This is a genomic window from Rivihabitans pingtungensis, from assembly GCF_003201855.1.
In the GTDB taxonomy this organism is placed as follows: domain Bacteria; phylum Pseudomonadota; class Gammaproteobacteria; order Burkholderiales; family Aquaspirillaceae; genus Rivihabitans; species Rivihabitans pingtungensis.
In genome coordinates, this window is the sequence record NZ_QJKI01000006.1 from 87349 (window position 1) to 101090 (window position 13742).

General features: G+C 62.0%; 13 protein-coding genes. 2 read left to right on the forward strand and 11 right to left on the reverse strand.

Translation table 11 applies throughout. The annotated features are described in order from the left end of the window. Positions 1-7: 7 nt before the first annotated feature. From DFR34_RS06605 to DFR34_RS06625, 5 genes are all read right to left on the reverse strand, one after another. Positions 8-823: a CheR family methyltransferase gene (locus DFR34_RS06605; RefSeq protein ID WP_110390364.1), complete on the reverse strand. Its 816-nt coding sequence runs from the start codon at positions 821-823 to the stop codon at positions 8-10. Between the two features lie 144 nt (positions 824-967). Continuing rightward, complete coding sequence (locus tag DFR34_RS06610; protein WP_110390365.1) at positions 968-1507, reverse strand: chemotaxis protein CheW; 540 nt, start codon at positions 1505-1507, stop codon at positions 968-970. Between the two features lie 24 nt (positions 1508-1531). Next, positions 1532-3187 (reverse strand): methyl-accepting chemotaxis protein, encoded by a 1656-nt coding sequence (locus DFR34_RS06615; RefSeq protein WP_110390366.1) that lies wholly within the window; start codon positions 3185-3187, stop codon positions 1532-1534. A 58-nt stretch (positions 3188-3245) separates the two neighbouring features. Beyond that, positions 3246-5543: a chemotaxis protein CheA gene (locus DFR34_RS06620; RefSeq protein WP_110390367.1), complete on the reverse strand. Its 2298-nt coding sequence runs from the start codon at positions 5541-5543 to the stop codon at positions 3246-3248. Between the two features lie 5 nt (positions 5544-5548). Next, a complete protein-coding gene (locus DFR34_RS06625) occupies positions 5549-5863 on the reverse strand; it encodes an STAS domain-containing protein (protein WP_245906825.1) in 315 nt (104 codons plus the stop codon). Positions 5864-6426: 563 nt separating this feature from the next. Between DFR34_RS06625 and DFR34_RS06630 the strand changes: the two genes are divergently transcribed. Further along, a complete protein-coding gene (locus tag DFR34_RS06630) occupies positions 6427-6918 on the forward strand; it encodes a helix-turn-helix domain-containing protein (protein ID WP_146215070.1) in 492 nt (163 codons plus the stop codon). Positions 6919-7011: 93 nt separating this feature from the next. Here the strand turns inward: DFR34_RS06630 and DFR34_RS06635 are convergent, their stop codons facing one another. The 5 genes from DFR34_RS06635 to DFR34_RS06655 form a co-directional block, all read right to left on the reverse strand. Then, positions 7012-8301 carry a methyl-accepting chemotaxis protein gene (locus DFR34_RS06635; protein ID WP_110390370.1) on the reverse strand — a complete coding sequence of 430 codons (1290 nt, stop codon included), beginning with the start codon at positions 8299-8301 and terminating at the stop codon, positions 7012-7014. A gap of 11 nt (positions 8302-8312) precedes the next feature. After that, positions 8313-8681: a response regulator gene (locus tag DFR34_RS06640; RefSeq protein WP_077301097.1), complete on the reverse strand. Its 369-nt coding sequence runs from the start codon at positions 8679-8681 to the stop codon at positions 8313-8315. A gap of 736 nt (positions 8682-9417) precedes the next feature. After that, positions 9418-10305 carry a nitrate- and nitrite sensing domain-containing protein gene (locus DFR34_RS06645; RefSeq protein ID WP_110390371.1) on the reverse strand — a complete coding sequence of 296 codons (888 nt, stop codon included), beginning with the start codon at positions 10303-10305 and terminating at the stop codon, positions 9418-9420. A gap of 29 nt (positions 10306-10334) precedes the next feature. Then, positions 10335-11528 carry a methyl-accepting chemotaxis protein gene (locus tag DFR34_RS06650; RefSeq protein WP_110390372.1) on the reverse strand — a complete coding sequence of 398 codons (1194 nt, stop codon included), beginning with the start codon at positions 11526-11528 and terminating at the stop codon, positions 10335-10337. A 353-nt stretch (positions 11529-11881) separates the two neighbouring features. Continuing rightward, positions 11882-12331, reverse strand: coding sequence for an Lrp/AsnC family transcriptional regulator (locus DFR34_RS06655; RefSeq protein ID WP_245906826.1), 450 nt, complete (start codon positions 12329-12331; stop codon positions 11882-11884). A gap of 173 nt (positions 12332-12504) precedes the next feature. Here DFR34_RS06655 and yedA point away from each other — a divergent pair, with 173 nt between their 5' ends. Beyond that, positions 12505-13383, forward strand: a complete 879-nt coding sequence (gene yedA, locus DFR34_RS06660) for a drug/metabolite exporter YedA (protein WP_110390373.1) — start codon at positions 12505-12507, stop codon at positions 13381-13383. 7 nt (positions 13384-13390) lie between these two features. Here the strand turns inward: yedA and DFR34_RS06665 are convergent, their stop codons facing one another. Continuing rightward, the gene (locus DFR34_RS06665) at positions 13391-13669 is read right to left on the reverse strand and encodes a lipid-A-disaccharide synthase N-terminal domain-containing protein (RefSeq protein WP_110390374.1); all 279 of its coding nucleotides are present in this window, start codon (positions 13667-13669) and stop codon (positions 13391-13393) included. Positions 13670-13742 lie beyond the last annotated feature (73 nt).

Sequence of the window (13742 nt, forward strand, 5' to 3'; positions counted from 1 at the left end):
TCCGGGGTCAGCCATGCGCCGACAGGCGGTAGATGGTGGGCTTGACCAGTTGCACCCGTTCGGTGACGTTTTGCAGGGTTTCTGCATGGCCGATGAACAAGGTGCCGCCGGGCTTGAGCCGGGTCAGCACGTTGTCCACCACCCGCCGTTTGGTTTCCATATCGAAGTAAATCATCACATTGCGCAGGAAGATCACGTCAAAACGGCCAATATCGGGCAATGGCGCCAGCAGATTGGCCGGCAGGAAGTGCGCCCGGCGGGTGAGCGAACTCATTACCCGCATGGCGCCATCCTGGCTGCGCACACCGCGCAGACAATATTTCTTCAGCAATGGTATTGGAATTTCCTTGGCGCGTTCAATCGGGTAAATACCGAGTCGGGCTTGCTCAACCACACGATGGCTGATGTCGGTGCCGATGATTTCCCACGGTGCTTCGCCAAATGCCTCGGCCAGCTCAATCGCCAGGGTATAGGCTTCTTCGCCAGTGGAGCTGGCCGCGCTCCAGGCGCGAAATGGCGTGCCGGCCGGGTGTCTGGGCAGGATGTGCTCGCGCAGATAGACGAAATGCTGCGGTTCGCGGAAAAAATGGGTTTCGTTGGTGGTCAGCAGGTCGATCATGCGCTGACGCTCGACTTCGCAGCCGGGCTGGGTGACACGCTGATAATAGTCGGCGTAGGAATCCAGCCCCAGCTCACGCAGCCGGCGCCCCAGCCGGCCGATCAGCAAGGGTTGCTTGTTATCAGCCAGATGAATGCCGCTGTGTTCGTACAGCAGGCGGCGAAAGCGGTCGAAGTCGGCAGAGGAAATGGTTTCCAGCGCCATGGCGTGTCCTTCCCGGCAGAATCATCGCGTCCCCGTCCGAAGAACGGGGCAAAACGACTAGTGTGCCTGAGTTTAGGACAAATGGGAAATTTCGTCGGCGGCTGAGGGCGGCGGAACGGGCGCCGGCTGGCGCCCGTTCGTGTGTCAGTTGAGGCTGGCGCTGACGGCTTCGCTGGTGTCGGATTCGCCCAGCGAGGCCAGGGTGGCGATTTCGTCCACCGACAGCACCCGCTCGATGTCGAGCAGAATGACAAAATGGCCATCCACCTTGCCCATGCCGACGATGAAATCCGCGCGGATGCGCGCGCCAAAGGCCGGCGGCGGTTCGATCTCGCTGGTGGGAATGTCCAGCACCGCCGACACGCTGTCCACCAGCACGCCCAGGGTTTGCGTGCTGTCTTCGTGGCGGATTTCCAGAATGATGATGCAGGTGCGCCGTGACGGAATGGTGGGCGTATTGCCAAAGCGGGCGGCCAGATCAATCACCGGCACCACGGCGCCGCGCAGGTTGATCACCCCACAAATAAAGGCCGGCACCATGGGAATCTCGGTGACCTCGCCGTATTCAATGATTTCCTTCACCGTCAGGATGCCGACGCCAAACATCTCGCCAGACAGGCTGAAGGTTAAAAACTGCTGAGTGGCCGACAGGTTGGCGGCCGCGTCTTGGTGTGTTTGTCCCATGGTGGATAATCCTTCCCGCTGCGCTCAGAACCGCTCGAAATCCTGCTCATTCACTGCTGCACCAGCCGGCGGCAAGCTTGCTGCCGCTGCGGGTGCGCGCACGGCCGAGGGGTGGCTGTGGCTGCTGCGGCTGGCCGGCTTGACGGTGATTTTGCTGCTGCTGCGCCGGCTGCTGTCATCTTGCCCCAAATGGAAGAAAGTCATCAACTCTTGCAACTGTTCGGCCTGGCTGCCCAGCTCTTCGGCGGTGGCGGCCAATTGTTCCGAGGCCGAAGCGTTTTGCTGGGTGGCCTGATTGAGCTGCCCCATGGCGCCATTGATCTGCGATACGCCCGACGATTGCTCGCTGGAGGCGGCGGCGATTTCCTGCACCAAGTCAGAAGTTTTGCGAATGGTCGGCACCATTTCGGTCAGCAGCTCACCGGCACGGCCGGCCATCTTGACGCTGGAGCCTGCCAGTTGGCTGATTTCCTGGGCGGCCACCTGGCTGCGTTCGGCCAGTTTGCGCACTTCGGCGGCCACCACGGCAAAGCCCTTGCCGTGCTCGCCGGCGCGGGCGGCTTCGATGGCGGCGTTCAGCGCCAGCAGATTGGTCTGGTAGGCGATGTCGTCGATGATGCCGATGCGCGAGGCGATTTCCTGCATGGCGTCGCTGGTGCGACGTACGGCCTCGCCGCCTTCAGCGGCTTCTTCCGCGGCCTTGGCGGCCATGCCGTCGGTGACGCGGGCGTTTTCGGTGTTCTGGGCAATCGAGGCGGTGATTTGCTCAATGCTGGCGGTGGTTTCTTCCACGCTGGCGGCTTGCTCGCTGGAGGCTTGCGACAGCGATTGCGCGGTGGCCGACACTTGTGACGAGGCATTGGTCAGCGCATCGGCTGCCGAGCGCACTTCGCCGATGATCTGGGTGAGCTTGGTCACCATATTGCGCATGGCGTCCAGCAACTGGCCGGTTTCATCGTGCGATTTGACCTCGATATGCATGTCCAGCTTGCCATCGGCAAGCTGAGTGGCGATCTCGACGGCTTCTTTCAGCGGACGGGTGATCGAGCGGGTCATGGTGACGCCTACCAGCAGGGCAAACAGCACGGCGGCGCCAGAAACCGCCATCACCACCAGCATGGTGCGCTCCACATTCTGCTGGGTGGCCTTGCCGATATGAGAAACCTGTCCGCTTTCGTACTTGACCAGCTCGTTGACCGCACCGATATAGCTGCGGAACAAAGGCCGGTAGTCGGTGTACATCAGGTGCAGCGCCTGCTTGTGGTCACCCGCGTTCACCAAGCGGGTCAGATTGGCAACGCCGTTGAAGTACACCGCGCGGTTTTCTTCAATGGCCTTGGTGATTTCCCGTTCACGGTCAGTATTGGCCAACTCGATCAGTTTGTGCGAGCTGGCCTCGATGCGCGCTCGCGCCTCTTGCACCTTTTGCAGCTCGCTTTGCATGCCCTGGGTGTCGCCAATCAGCATGGCGTTGCGGATGGCGATGCCTGCGGCGTTGACGTCGGCGATCATTTCATTGGCCATCGCCACCTTGGGCGTGTGGTCGTTGATGACGTCGTCCACGTCTTCATTGATGCCGCGCAACTGCAGTGAGGCCATCACCCCGACCACCAGCAGCAAGGCAATCAGCACAGCAAAACCAACGGCCAGTCTGACCCCGATTTTCAGATTGGAAAACACGTGTACGTCCCCTTCAAAAAACGCCCGACGCGCTGCACGGTGGCGCGTCGGTGATCAATCAATGTTTGTGCGCGCGCGGCGCCGGCTCAAAGCTGCGCGCCTCGCGCCGACTGGCGCGACGCGCCAGCAATGGCACATCCAGAATCAGCCCCACTTCGCCGCTGCCCAGAATGGTCGAACCGCCAATGCCGCGCAAATGGCGGAACAAAGGCCCCAAGGGCTTGATGACCGTCTGGAACTCCCCGTGCAGACGATCCACCACCAAGCCGACCTTATGGCCGGCGTATTGCACCACCACCACGCTTTGCCGCGTAGACGGCTCGCCTTCCAGCTCGAACTCATCGCGCAGACGCAGGAATGGCAGCACTTCGCCGCGCAGGTTCAGATATTCCCGGTCGCAATGGGTGGGCAGCTCGATGCACTCCACCACGGTGTCCAGCGGCACAATGAAATAATTCTTGCCGACCGCGGTCAGGAAGCCGTCAATAATGGCCAGCGTCAATGGCAAGCGAATGACAAAGCGCGAGCCCTGGCCCGGTTTGCTCTTGATTTCCACCGTGCCGCGCAGCGCCTGAATATTGCGCGCCACCACGTCCAGGCCCACGCCGCGCCCGGACAGATTGCTCACCCGGTCGGCGGTGGAGAAGCCCGGTCGGAAAATCAGCGCAGCGATTTCTTCGTCGGTCAGGCTCTGGTTGGCGGGCACCAGGCCCTGGGCCACGGCCTTGGCCAGAATCTTGTCGTAGGGCAGGCCGCCGCCGTCATCGCTGACCTCAATCACCACGCTGCTGGAATCATGATAGGCGTTCAGCTCAATGCGCCCGCGCGCCGGCTTGCCGGCAGCCTGGCGTTTTTCTTGTGACTCAATGCCATGGTCCATGGCGTTGCGCACCAGATGCATCAGCGGGTCGCCGACTTTTTCGATCAGCGATTTGTCCAGCTCGGTTTCTCCGCCGCGAATCACCAGGCCAATGTCCTTGCCCAGCTCGTGACTGACGTCGCGCACCACGCGGTTGAAGCGGTTGAAGGTTTCACCGATCTGCACCATGCGCAGCTGCAAGGCGCTGTCGCGGATGTCCTCTACCAGCCGCGACAGCAGCGAGGTGGCTTCCACCAGTTGGGTGGCGCCACTCTGGCGCGCCAGTTCGGTGGCGCTGGCGCCGGCAATCACCAGCTCGCCCACCAGATCAATCAGCCGGTCGAGTTTTTCCGCCTGCACGCGCAGCATGCGCGCTTCGCTGCTGGCGGCACGCGCCTTGGCTGGGGCCGGATGGTGCTCGCCGTCAGCGACTACGGCCGGCGGGCTGGCCACCGGTTCGATCTGGGCGCTGACTTCTTCGTGTTCGATCACCCTGGGGGCCGGCGCAGTTTGCTGCTGGGCTTGCTGAATGGCGCTCTGCCGCTGGATGGCGGCTTCAACCACCTCCGGGCGCACGCTTTTGTGCTCGACCAGAATGGCGCCAATCGGCGGGCTATTGTCGGTGTAGGCCTTGGCCAACTCTTGGCTATTCAGGCCAATCAGCAGTTCGGATTCAGTCAGTGCGCCAGCGCGCAGCAGCATTTCACCCAGCAGCGGACGCTCATCGTCCGGCAGGGCGTTGATCAGGGCAATGTAGTCTTCCGAGCGGCTGTGCGGCGGCAGGATGTGTAGTTCGCACTCGTCACGGACAAAATCAAACACCGCTTCGATTTCTGGCTTGCCGGCGCTGGTCTCAAGGCAGATTTCAAAACCCAGGTAGCAAGCTTCTGGGTCCATCTGCTCGGCTGGCGGCATGGTGTCGGCCAAAGTTTGCAGTTCGCGGATGTCGCCCAGCGTGGTGAGAAAGCGTAAAAAGGCGATGGGGTCCATGCCGTGGCGCAGCACATCCTCGCCAAAACGCACCGAGATATACCAGATATCAGGGGCGTTTTCGCCTACCGGCGCGACGGCCTCAGGAGGGGGAGAGGCCGGACTGGCGCTGGCCACCGAAGGCGCGCTCTCTTGTTCCAGGCGCTCACGCAGACGGGTGTCAGCGTCGATTACGCTGGTGGACAAGGTGGTTTCACCCTGCTCCAAGGCATCCAGCAACAGGCCGATATGGTCGGCGCAGTCCAACAGCAGGTTAATGCGCATTTCCGACGGCGATAGCCGGCCATCGCGCAGTTGGTCGAGCAGGTTTTCCACCTTGTGGGTGAAGCTTTCCAGGTAGCTGCATTCCACCACGCCAGCGCCGCCCTTGATGGTGTGGGCAGCGCGGAAGATGGCATTGATGTCGCTGGTTTCTTCCGGGTTGGCTTCCAGTGCCAGCAAGCCGGCTTCCATTTCCGCCAGCTGCTCGCGGCTTTCCTGTACAAAAACGCCAGTTAATTCATCCATAAATGTCAGGCCGCCTCCACCTCAGGCTCGGTTGCGCGCGGCGCAGAAAAATTTTCAGTCAAGCGACAGAAGGCCAGCAGGTCAGCCACGGTCGGGCTGACCGCGACAATATTCAGGCGCCGGCCACTGGCGTGCGCCTCCCGGCGCAGCAGCCACAGTAATTGCAGACCAGCGGTGTCGATTTCGCCGACCCGCGACAAATCCAGTGTGACGTCGCCTTCGCTCTGGTGCAGGCCTTCCAGCCAGCGTTGCTTGATCGCTTGGGCGTGGTAAATGGTCAGATCGTTGTCGGCATACAGCGTCGGGGTGAGCATGGTCATGTCCGGCATCCTGTGTTCGTCAGAGTGTGGGCAAACGGCGCGCACCTTGCGGATGTGCGCAATGAAACGTCGGTTTGGCGGGTTTTCCTGCCATGCGCCAGTATGCCCGAAAATCTTGTCATATTGTGTGGCTGCCGACGCCAGACCCGCAGTCCGACTGGCAATTGGTTTGACCATACAATCAGTGGGCCTGACGATCCCATGCTTTAGGCCGGGCGGGCAATGGCAAGTTCAGGGATTTCTGGCCTGGATCAAACTTGCTGCGGTATAGGCGTCGGCAATGTTCTTCTGCATGCGCCTGAGCGGTCAGCAGGATTTTGACTGAAGGGGGATGGTGTTGCGTGACAGGTCTATCCAGGCAAGGGATAGTGTGATTTGCTGGCAGGATTGTTTTGGGCTATATGTTTTTCGGGTGATTATTCCGGGTGTTGTCATAAATATGGTTTTTTATCATTGGCATACCAGTATAATGAATGGACATGGTGCACTTGGTGGGCGCTATGTGGTGCGGAATTAAATATATCAATCAGCTATATTTCAATCGCATTGAATGTTAATGGTGTTTGGCTATTGTTTTTCATATAGCTGAAAGCTATTCCTATAAATCAAGCGACATTTGTACACTGTCGCTCATGATTGGACATCGCATTCGAGAAGCCAGAAAACAGCGCGGTTACAACCAACAATGGCTGGCCGAGCAAATTGGCGTTTCTCAACCCTCCGTCAGCGACTGGGAATCCGGCCGCAATGATCCCACCATGGATAATCTTGCCATGGCGGCGCGTGTGCTTGACGTTCATATTGAATGGCTGGCTACAGGTCGCGGCCCGCGAGATTATGCTGACATGCTTGGTGAGCTGGCCTGTCAGGAAAAGACAGGCGAATATAATTATTCGCGAAAATTGCAGCCGCCGGTGCCGCCTTCCCGCCAGGAAACACAAGAGTTTTCCCGCTTGCTGCGCCGTTTGCAGCCAGAACAGCGGGTGTTATTGCTGGGTGTATTGCGCAGCCTGGTGGACAGCGAAAAAACCGACGGGGAAAAACCCGCTAAATGATCTCCCCCTCCTGTGGCCGGAGCCAGTGGCCATAAAACATCAGGGCTCGCCGATGGTATTCGGCGAGCCCTGATGTTTTGGGGAGAAGCAGGATCAGAACAGTTCCACTTTCGGGCCGTCGCTGTCCTGGCTGGTCGAGCCATCCTTCAGCGAGCGTCGGTGGCTGTCCCGCTGTTGGGACATCACGTACTGGTCGAACATGGCGCTCAGGTGCTCGGCCAGCGGGGTAAAGTCGGCATGCGGGTTGTCAAAGGCGCGCAGGCGCTCGGCCAGCAGCTCGGCATGGCTGTCCAGCCGACGCAAGGCGGCGCCGACATGTTCCAGCTGTTGGCGGGTGACATCCTGAAACTGCACGCTGGCCAGGGTATCCATGAACATCGACGACAGCTCCGTGCTGCATTCGCGCACGGTGGCCAGCACGGTCTTGACGTTGTCGGTGGCTTCTTCGTAGCTGCGCGACAGTTCGGCCATCTGTTCGGAAAATACCTTGAGGATGGCGCGTTCTTTTTCCACCTGCTGGGTGGACAGGGCTTCGCTGAACTGCTCTTCGATGGTGGACGCCACTTCCTGAATACCCTGATTGATACGGGTGACGGCGTTGTCACTTTCTTGAGAAAGTTTGCGCACCTCATCGGCCACCACGGCAAAACCACGCCCGGCCTCGCCCGCGCGGGCGGCCTCAATGGCGGCATTCAGGGCCAGCAGATTGGTTTGTGCGGCGATGTCGCGGATCAGCTGCACCAGGGCTTCCAGTGCCCGGGCTTCCGACACCACTTGTGCCACACGTTGTTGCTCGGTTTCTGCTGCGGCAATGCGGCGCTGGATGTATTCGGTCATCTTGCCGATCATCGCCCGGTTTTGGGCAATGCTGGCTTCCGAATCTTCGATGCGTTGCAGCGATTCGCTGGTGGTGCGGGTAACAAAGCCATCCAGCCGGCTGACCACCTGATCAATGGTTTGCAGGCGCTGGGTCATGTCAAAGGCGGCGGCTTCGGTTTGTGCCACCACATTGTCCAACTGGCCGCGCACCACATCATCGAAGGTTTGCACCGAAGACAGTTCGTCGGCCACTTCATTGGCCACCAGGCGGATTTTCTCGCGTTCTTCACGCATCCGGGTCTGCATATGGGCCACGCCGAACATCTCGTCGTTGAACAGCGTGCGTGACACCACCAGTTGGCCGACCAGTGCCGCCAGCATGGCCAGCATGGTGCCAATGGCGTCTCCCAGCGCCACGCTGATGCCCAGTATCGGCAGCAGGGTGGCGTGGAACCAGCCATGGGCAAGAAACACGAACCAGCAGGTCACCACGGAGACGCCCAGCGTCACCATGATGGAGCGCAGCATGATCTGCCGGGGTTTGCGTGGAGAAGATGGCGACATGGTCAAAAGCCTCAGCGCAGCACGAGTTTAATGGTGTTCAGCAGCGATTCGGCTGTGGCAGGTTTCACCAGCCAGCCGGAGGCGCCGGCGGCCTTGGCCTCGGCGCGCTTGGTCTGTTGCGATTCGGTAGTCAGAAACAGAATCGGCATGAAGCGATAATTGGGCAGCTTGCGCACTTCCTTGATCAACTCGATGCCATTCATGCCCGGCATGTTCAGGTCGGTGATCAGCAGATCCACCTTCACGCCGGATTGAAACTTGCGCAACGCTTCTTCGGCGTTGGCGGCTTTTTCGGTTTCAAACCCGGCCTTGGTCAGGATATTGGAAATACTCAGCAGGATCGTGGCGGAATCATCCACCAGAAAAATGCGTTTACTCATGGTCGGGTAACTCTTTCTTCAGGTCGTCGCAAGCCATCCGGCGGCTTGCGCCGCGATTCAACAGGTCGTCTCCAAGACATGCGCGATGTCTTGTGTGCTGGCGGCATCTGACCGGTACGACATCCGCCCTGCGTTGGCACGCCAAAAGGGCGCGCTGGGGCGAAGCGTTGCACGGGGAGCGCTGCCAGATCCAGGCCGTTACCCTGACGGCTGCCTGGATTGACACGACAATGTGGCGGAAACATCAAACAGTCAGAAAACAAGCCGTGCATTCTACGAGCCCACATGGGGGTGCTGTTGATGCCGGTCAAGGTTTTTCCAGCCAGTGCAAGACTTCATCACTGATTGGCCAGCTTGGCAACCGTAGAATTACTGAATCTGTGGCCAGTGTCCAGTCGCAATTTATGTCGGCCGCGCCCGGCCATTCCGCCATGGTGTGGCCATGTCTGGAATATCTGCGGCAGAGACTGCTGTTTTCTGGGCTGTCATTGCAGTGTAAACAAACACTTGTCGTTTTGTGAAGAAATCAGAGATACCTGCCTGCCAGGTTGGCACAGCGGCGTTGAGCGGACGTCAGCGTGCCTATGCCATGCGAGCATTTTTGCACTAAAAACCACATGAGGGGCTTGCCGCGCCCGCGCCGGGCTGCATGCAGCGTCTGGCCCGGCCATCCTGGGCGCGACCAGATGGCGCTGACGGCACGCAGGGCGGCTGCAAGTGGTTTGGTCTGCCGTGCTCAGGCGGCCAGCGGCAAGGCGCCAGGCTGTGCCGAACGGGCGCCGGCCAACAAGCCGGACATCAAGGCAAACACGGCGTCGATGGCTTCGGTGCACACGCCAAAGCAATCCGCGCCATTGGCCCCGGCGCAGCCGGTCAGCTGGCTGGCCAGGCATTGCAGGGTGCGCTGCACGCCGGCGTCAATGCGCGCCAGGCCATCGCGCATGCCGGGCAGGCGGCTGTGCTGGCTGGCGGCCAGCGCCTGACGGCAGGCGCCGTTCAGGGTTTCGATGCGGCTGGCCAGATAAGCCAGCCGCACCCGCGCCACCGCAGTGCACTGGCCGCGCGCGGCCACGCCGGCGCTGATGGCGCGCGCCTGGCCCAGCGCTTCGGATAAAGCCGGCAGCTGATCCACCAGGGCGCTGACCCAGCCATGATCCTGCGGGCCGGCGCTCAGGCTGGCCTCGCCGATGGCGCGCAGCCAGTTCAGCGCCTGGCTGATCAGCTCGGTGTGGCGGGCGATGCTGTCGGCGGCGTCCAGTTGCTCCAGCTCGGCGCACAAGGCGCGCCAGTCGGCGCAAAAGCGTTCCCACTGCGCGCGCGGCAACACATCCGCCGCGCTGAGGTGGTCATCCGGCAGTTGCGCCAGGGTGTGCATGTGCTGGTTGGCCTGCTCGCGCTCGGCGTGCAGACGCGGCCCCACCGAGCGGTCGCCGTTCAGCCACATGCTGGACAAACCGCGATGGCGTTGCAGATGCATCACCAGGTTCTGCAAGGTGCCACACCATTGCACGCCATCCTGTTGACGGCGCTGGCGCCAGCGCTGGCCAAACAAACGGCAACGCACGGCGGTGGCGGCGCCCAGCAGGGTCATGCTGGCAATCGGCAAGAGTTCGAGGGCTTCCATGGGGAATCTCCTTAGCAATGGGGCAAGCGTCACAGCGTGTGCGCACCGACCAGCTTTTCCAGTTTGATGGCCAGTTGTTCGAGGTAGCGCGACACATCGGCGGTTTCGTGCACGTGGCGGGCGTTTTCCTGGGCGAGCACGTCGCGCGCTTCGACGTTGCGGGTGAGTGCATGGCTGGCGTCGCGTTGCTCGTCAATCGCCAGCGCCATTTGTCCGGCCAGCGCGCGGGTGTCGGCGGTGACTGCGCAGATGCCGGCCAGGCGCTGGGCGGCGGCGCTGGCCTGGGCGCTGCTGTGCTCGGCTTTGTCCTGGCAGATTTCAATGCGCGCCACGGCGTGGCCCACGTCGGCGCCAATGGCGGCCACCACCTGGGTGATGTCCTCGGTGGCCACTTGCGTGCGCTGGGCCAGGTTGCGCACTTCGTCGGCCACCACGGCAAAGCCCCGGCCGGATTCGCCGGCGCGGGCGGCCTCAATCGAGGCGTTCAGCGCCAGCAGATTGGTTTGCACGGCCACCTCGCGAATCAGCTCCACCACCTGGGTGATTTCGCCCGAGCGCTGATGCAGGCCGTCCAGGGTCAGCCGCAAGGCGCGGGTTTCCGCCGCCAGATCGGCCATGGCCGCCGCCACCTCGCTGACCTCGCGCTCGCCTTCGCTGGCGGCCTGATGGCTGGCACTGGCGCTGGCGGCGGTGTCTTGCATTTGCACCGACATATTGTCCAGGCTGGCGCTGAGCTGTTCGAGGGTGGCGGTGGACGACAAGGTCAGGTCGCGCTGCTGATCCATGCTGTGGCTGAGCCGGCCGGCGGCGTGGCTGACTTCGCCAGCGGCGTGGCGCAACTCGGCGCCAGCGCGCTGCAAATCCACAAAGATATCGGCCAGACGGCGGGTGCTGAGGTTCAGCCAATCGCCCACAGCGCCCACCGTGTCGGTGCGGTACAGATGCACACGCTGGCTGAGGTTGCGCTCGGCCAGCGCGGTCAGCGCATTGCGCAGCGATTGCCAGTCTTGGTGGGCGATGCGCACCATGACCATGCCGGCAATCAGCGCGGCCAGCCAGCCCAGCGCCGCCAGCGACCAGGCAGACAATTGTTTGGCCGGCTCGACCGCCAGCACCAGGGGGACGGTGGCCAGCAACAGCAGGGCAAAAGCCAGCCAGGCGCGGCCGGCCAGCGACATGGGCAGCCAGCTCTTGGCTGGCGTGGGGGGTGAATGTGTAGCCATGATAATTCCCTCTTATGGTCCGGCTCGGGGCCGGTTGTGCCACTTGAAGTGGCTTGTTGTACGGGGAATCAGGCAAGGATCGTGCCGACTGCACTGCACAAAAAACCTGCTGTGTCAGGCAGTTTTGTTGCAATGTGATGGCTATTCACCGCTGCGGCGCACCATGATGAAGCACACCTGCGCCGCCACTGTGCCCTATGCTGGCGCAGTTGGATCGGCGGACAGAAAATGCCTTTGGCAAGTCGGCGCGGCCGTCCTGGCCAGCAGGGTTTTGCACGCAGCGCGAGAGCCGCTCACCACACCAGCGCAGCGCGCCTAGCCAGGACCGCTTCGCTGGGTTTTGTTAGCGGCTCTTAGCCGGCGTCTGGCCATGGCGGCATACGCCCACTAAACGGGCTGGACAAAATAATCGAGGTTTTGGTGCTGCCCAGGCTGCTTAATCGCTCGATCAGCGCTTGCAGATGCGACATCGAGCGCACCGCTGCCTTGAGCACCATGCAGGCGTCGCCCGTCACCCGATGACACTCCAGCAGCTCGGGCAAGCCGGCCAGCGTGTTTTGCGCGTGCAGATAATCCGCCCGCGCCAGGGTGAGTTCAATCAGGCATTGAATCGGGCTGCCCAAGGCTTCGGGGTCGAGCACGGCCTGATAGCCGCGAATCACCCCGGCGCGCTCCAGCTTGTGCAGGCGCTCGGCCACCGCCGGGGCCGAAAGGTTCACCCGCCGCGCCAGTTCGGCGCCGGACAGGCGGGCGTTGTGATGCAGGGACTCCACAATCAGGCGGTCGAATTTATCCAGTTCCATCAGCTTTCGATTCTTTGGCAGCAGGGGTAAAAAACCCCATTTTATAAATCAGAACCCGGCCACAAGCAGGGTTTCGTGATGTTGGCGGCGCAGGGCGGGCTTTTACAATATTTGCTTTTCTTATATGTCTGGGTGACGGACGCGAAGGCGTTGCCCTGACTGAAAGACCTGCCATGTTTGTTGCTGTTCCCGCTGCGCGCTGGCGCTTGCTGGCGGCGTTTGCCGCGCTGTATGTGATTTGGGGCTCCACCTATCTGGCCATCCGCATTGGCGTGGCCAGCTGGCCGCCGCTGATGATGGCAGCAGTCCGCTTTTTGCTGGCTGGCGGGCTGTTGTACGCCTGGCAGCGTGGGCGCGGCGCGCCCGCGCCCAGCCGGCGGCAATGGCTGCACGCGGGCGCGATTGGCGCCTTGTTGCTGGCTGGCGGCAATGGCGGGGTGACGGTGGCCGAGCAATGGGTGGCCTCTGGCGTGGCGGCGCTGGCGGTGGCCACCGTGCCGCTGTTCACCCTGGCTTGTGCGCAGATGTTTGGCCAGCGCGCCTCGGCGCGCGAGTGGTTTGGCATTGCCCTGGGCCTGGCCGGCATGCTGTTGCTGAATCTGGGCGCCAATCTGCAAGCCAGCCCGCTGGGCGCGGCGCTGTTGCTGTTTGCCTCGGCCAGCTGGGCGTTTGGCTCGGTGTGGGGCAAGCGGCTGGATTTGCCGGCCGGGCCGATGGCGGCCGCCACTGAAATGCTGGTGGGCGGCGTGGTGCTGGCGCTGGCCAGCGCGCTGGCGGGCGAACGGCCGCAGGCCTGGCCCACGCTGGAAGGCTGGCTGGCGCTGGCCTATCTGGTGGTGTTTGGTTCACTGGTGGCGTTTTCGGCCTATCTTTATCTCTTGAAAACCGTGCGCCCGGCACTGGCCACCAGCTATGCCTATGTGAACCCGGTGGTGGCGGTGGGGCTGGGGGTGGCGTTTGCTGGCGAGCGTATCGGCGCAGCCGAATGGCTGGCGATGGCGGTGATTGTGCTGGCGGTGGTGTGGATCAGCCTGCCCCGTCGGGCGGCCTGAGCGTTGCTCACAAAACCCCCTGGCGGCGGATCAGCTGCAAATTGCGCACATACACCGCCAGCCCGCAGCCCTGGCCCAGGGCAAACACCACATCCTGCCGGTACACCGCATACACGGTGAGAATGGCGCCGCCAACCAGCGATAAATGCCAGAACGCCACCGGCACCACGCTGCGCCCCAGCCGCTCGCTGACCCACCATTGCCAGATGAAACGCCCGGCAAACAAGGCCTGACCGAGCAGGCCGATGGCCAGCCACAGGGTTTCCAGCGGGGTGTTAGGCAACATCGCAGCTCCGGCAAAAAGGCAGGGATGGCCAGTGTGCGCGGCGCGCTTGACGCGGCAATGACAAGGATAAAAT

Excerpts from the sequence above, each read along its gene's own strand:
- DFR34_RS06645 (WP_110390371.1), bottom strand. The coding sequence starts at position 10,305 with ATGGAAGCCCTCGAACTCTTGCCGATTGCCAGCATGACCCTGCTGGGC.
- DFR34_RS06650 (WP_110390372.1), bottom strand. The coding sequence starts at position 11,528 with ATGGCTACACATTCACCCCCCACGCCAGCCAAGAGCTGGCTGCCCATG.
- DFR34_RS06625 (WP_245906825.1), bottom strand. The coding sequence starts at position 5,863 with ATGACCATGCTCACCCCGACGCTGTATGCCGACAACGATCTGACCATT.
- DFR34_RS06665 (WP_110390374.1), bottom strand. The coding sequence starts at position 13,669 with ATGTTGCCTAACACCCCGCTGGAAACCCTGTGGCTGGCCATCGGCCTG.
- DFR34_RS06655 (WP_245906826.1), bottom strand. The coding sequence starts at position 12,331 with ATGGAACTGGATAAATTCGACCGCCTGATTGTGGAGTCCCTGCATCAC.
- DFR34_RS06610 (WP_110390365.1), bottom strand. The coding sequence starts at position 1,507 with ATGGGACAAACACACCAAGACGCGGCCGCCAACCTGTCGGCCACTCAG.
- yedA (WP_110390373.1), top strand. The coding sequence starts at position 12,505 with ATGTTTGTTGCTGTTCCCGCTGCGCGCTGGCGCTTGCTGGCGGCGTTT.
- DFR34_RS06635 (WP_110390370.1), bottom strand. The coding sequence starts at position 8,301 with ATGTCGCCATCTTCTCCACGCAAACCCCGGCAGATCATGCTGCGCTCC.
- DFR34_RS06640 (WP_077301097.1), bottom strand. The coding sequence starts at position 8,681 with ATGAGTAAACGCATTTTTCTGGTGGATGATTCCGCCACGATCCTGCTG.
- DFR34_RS06620 (WP_110390367.1), bottom strand. The coding sequence starts at position 5,543 with ATGGATGAATTAACTGGCGTTTTTGTACAGGAAAGCCGCGAGCAGCTG.
- DFR34_RS06605 (WP_110390364.1), bottom strand. The coding sequence starts at position 823 with ATGGCGCTGGAAACCATTTCCTCTGCCGACTTCGACCGCTTTCGCCGC.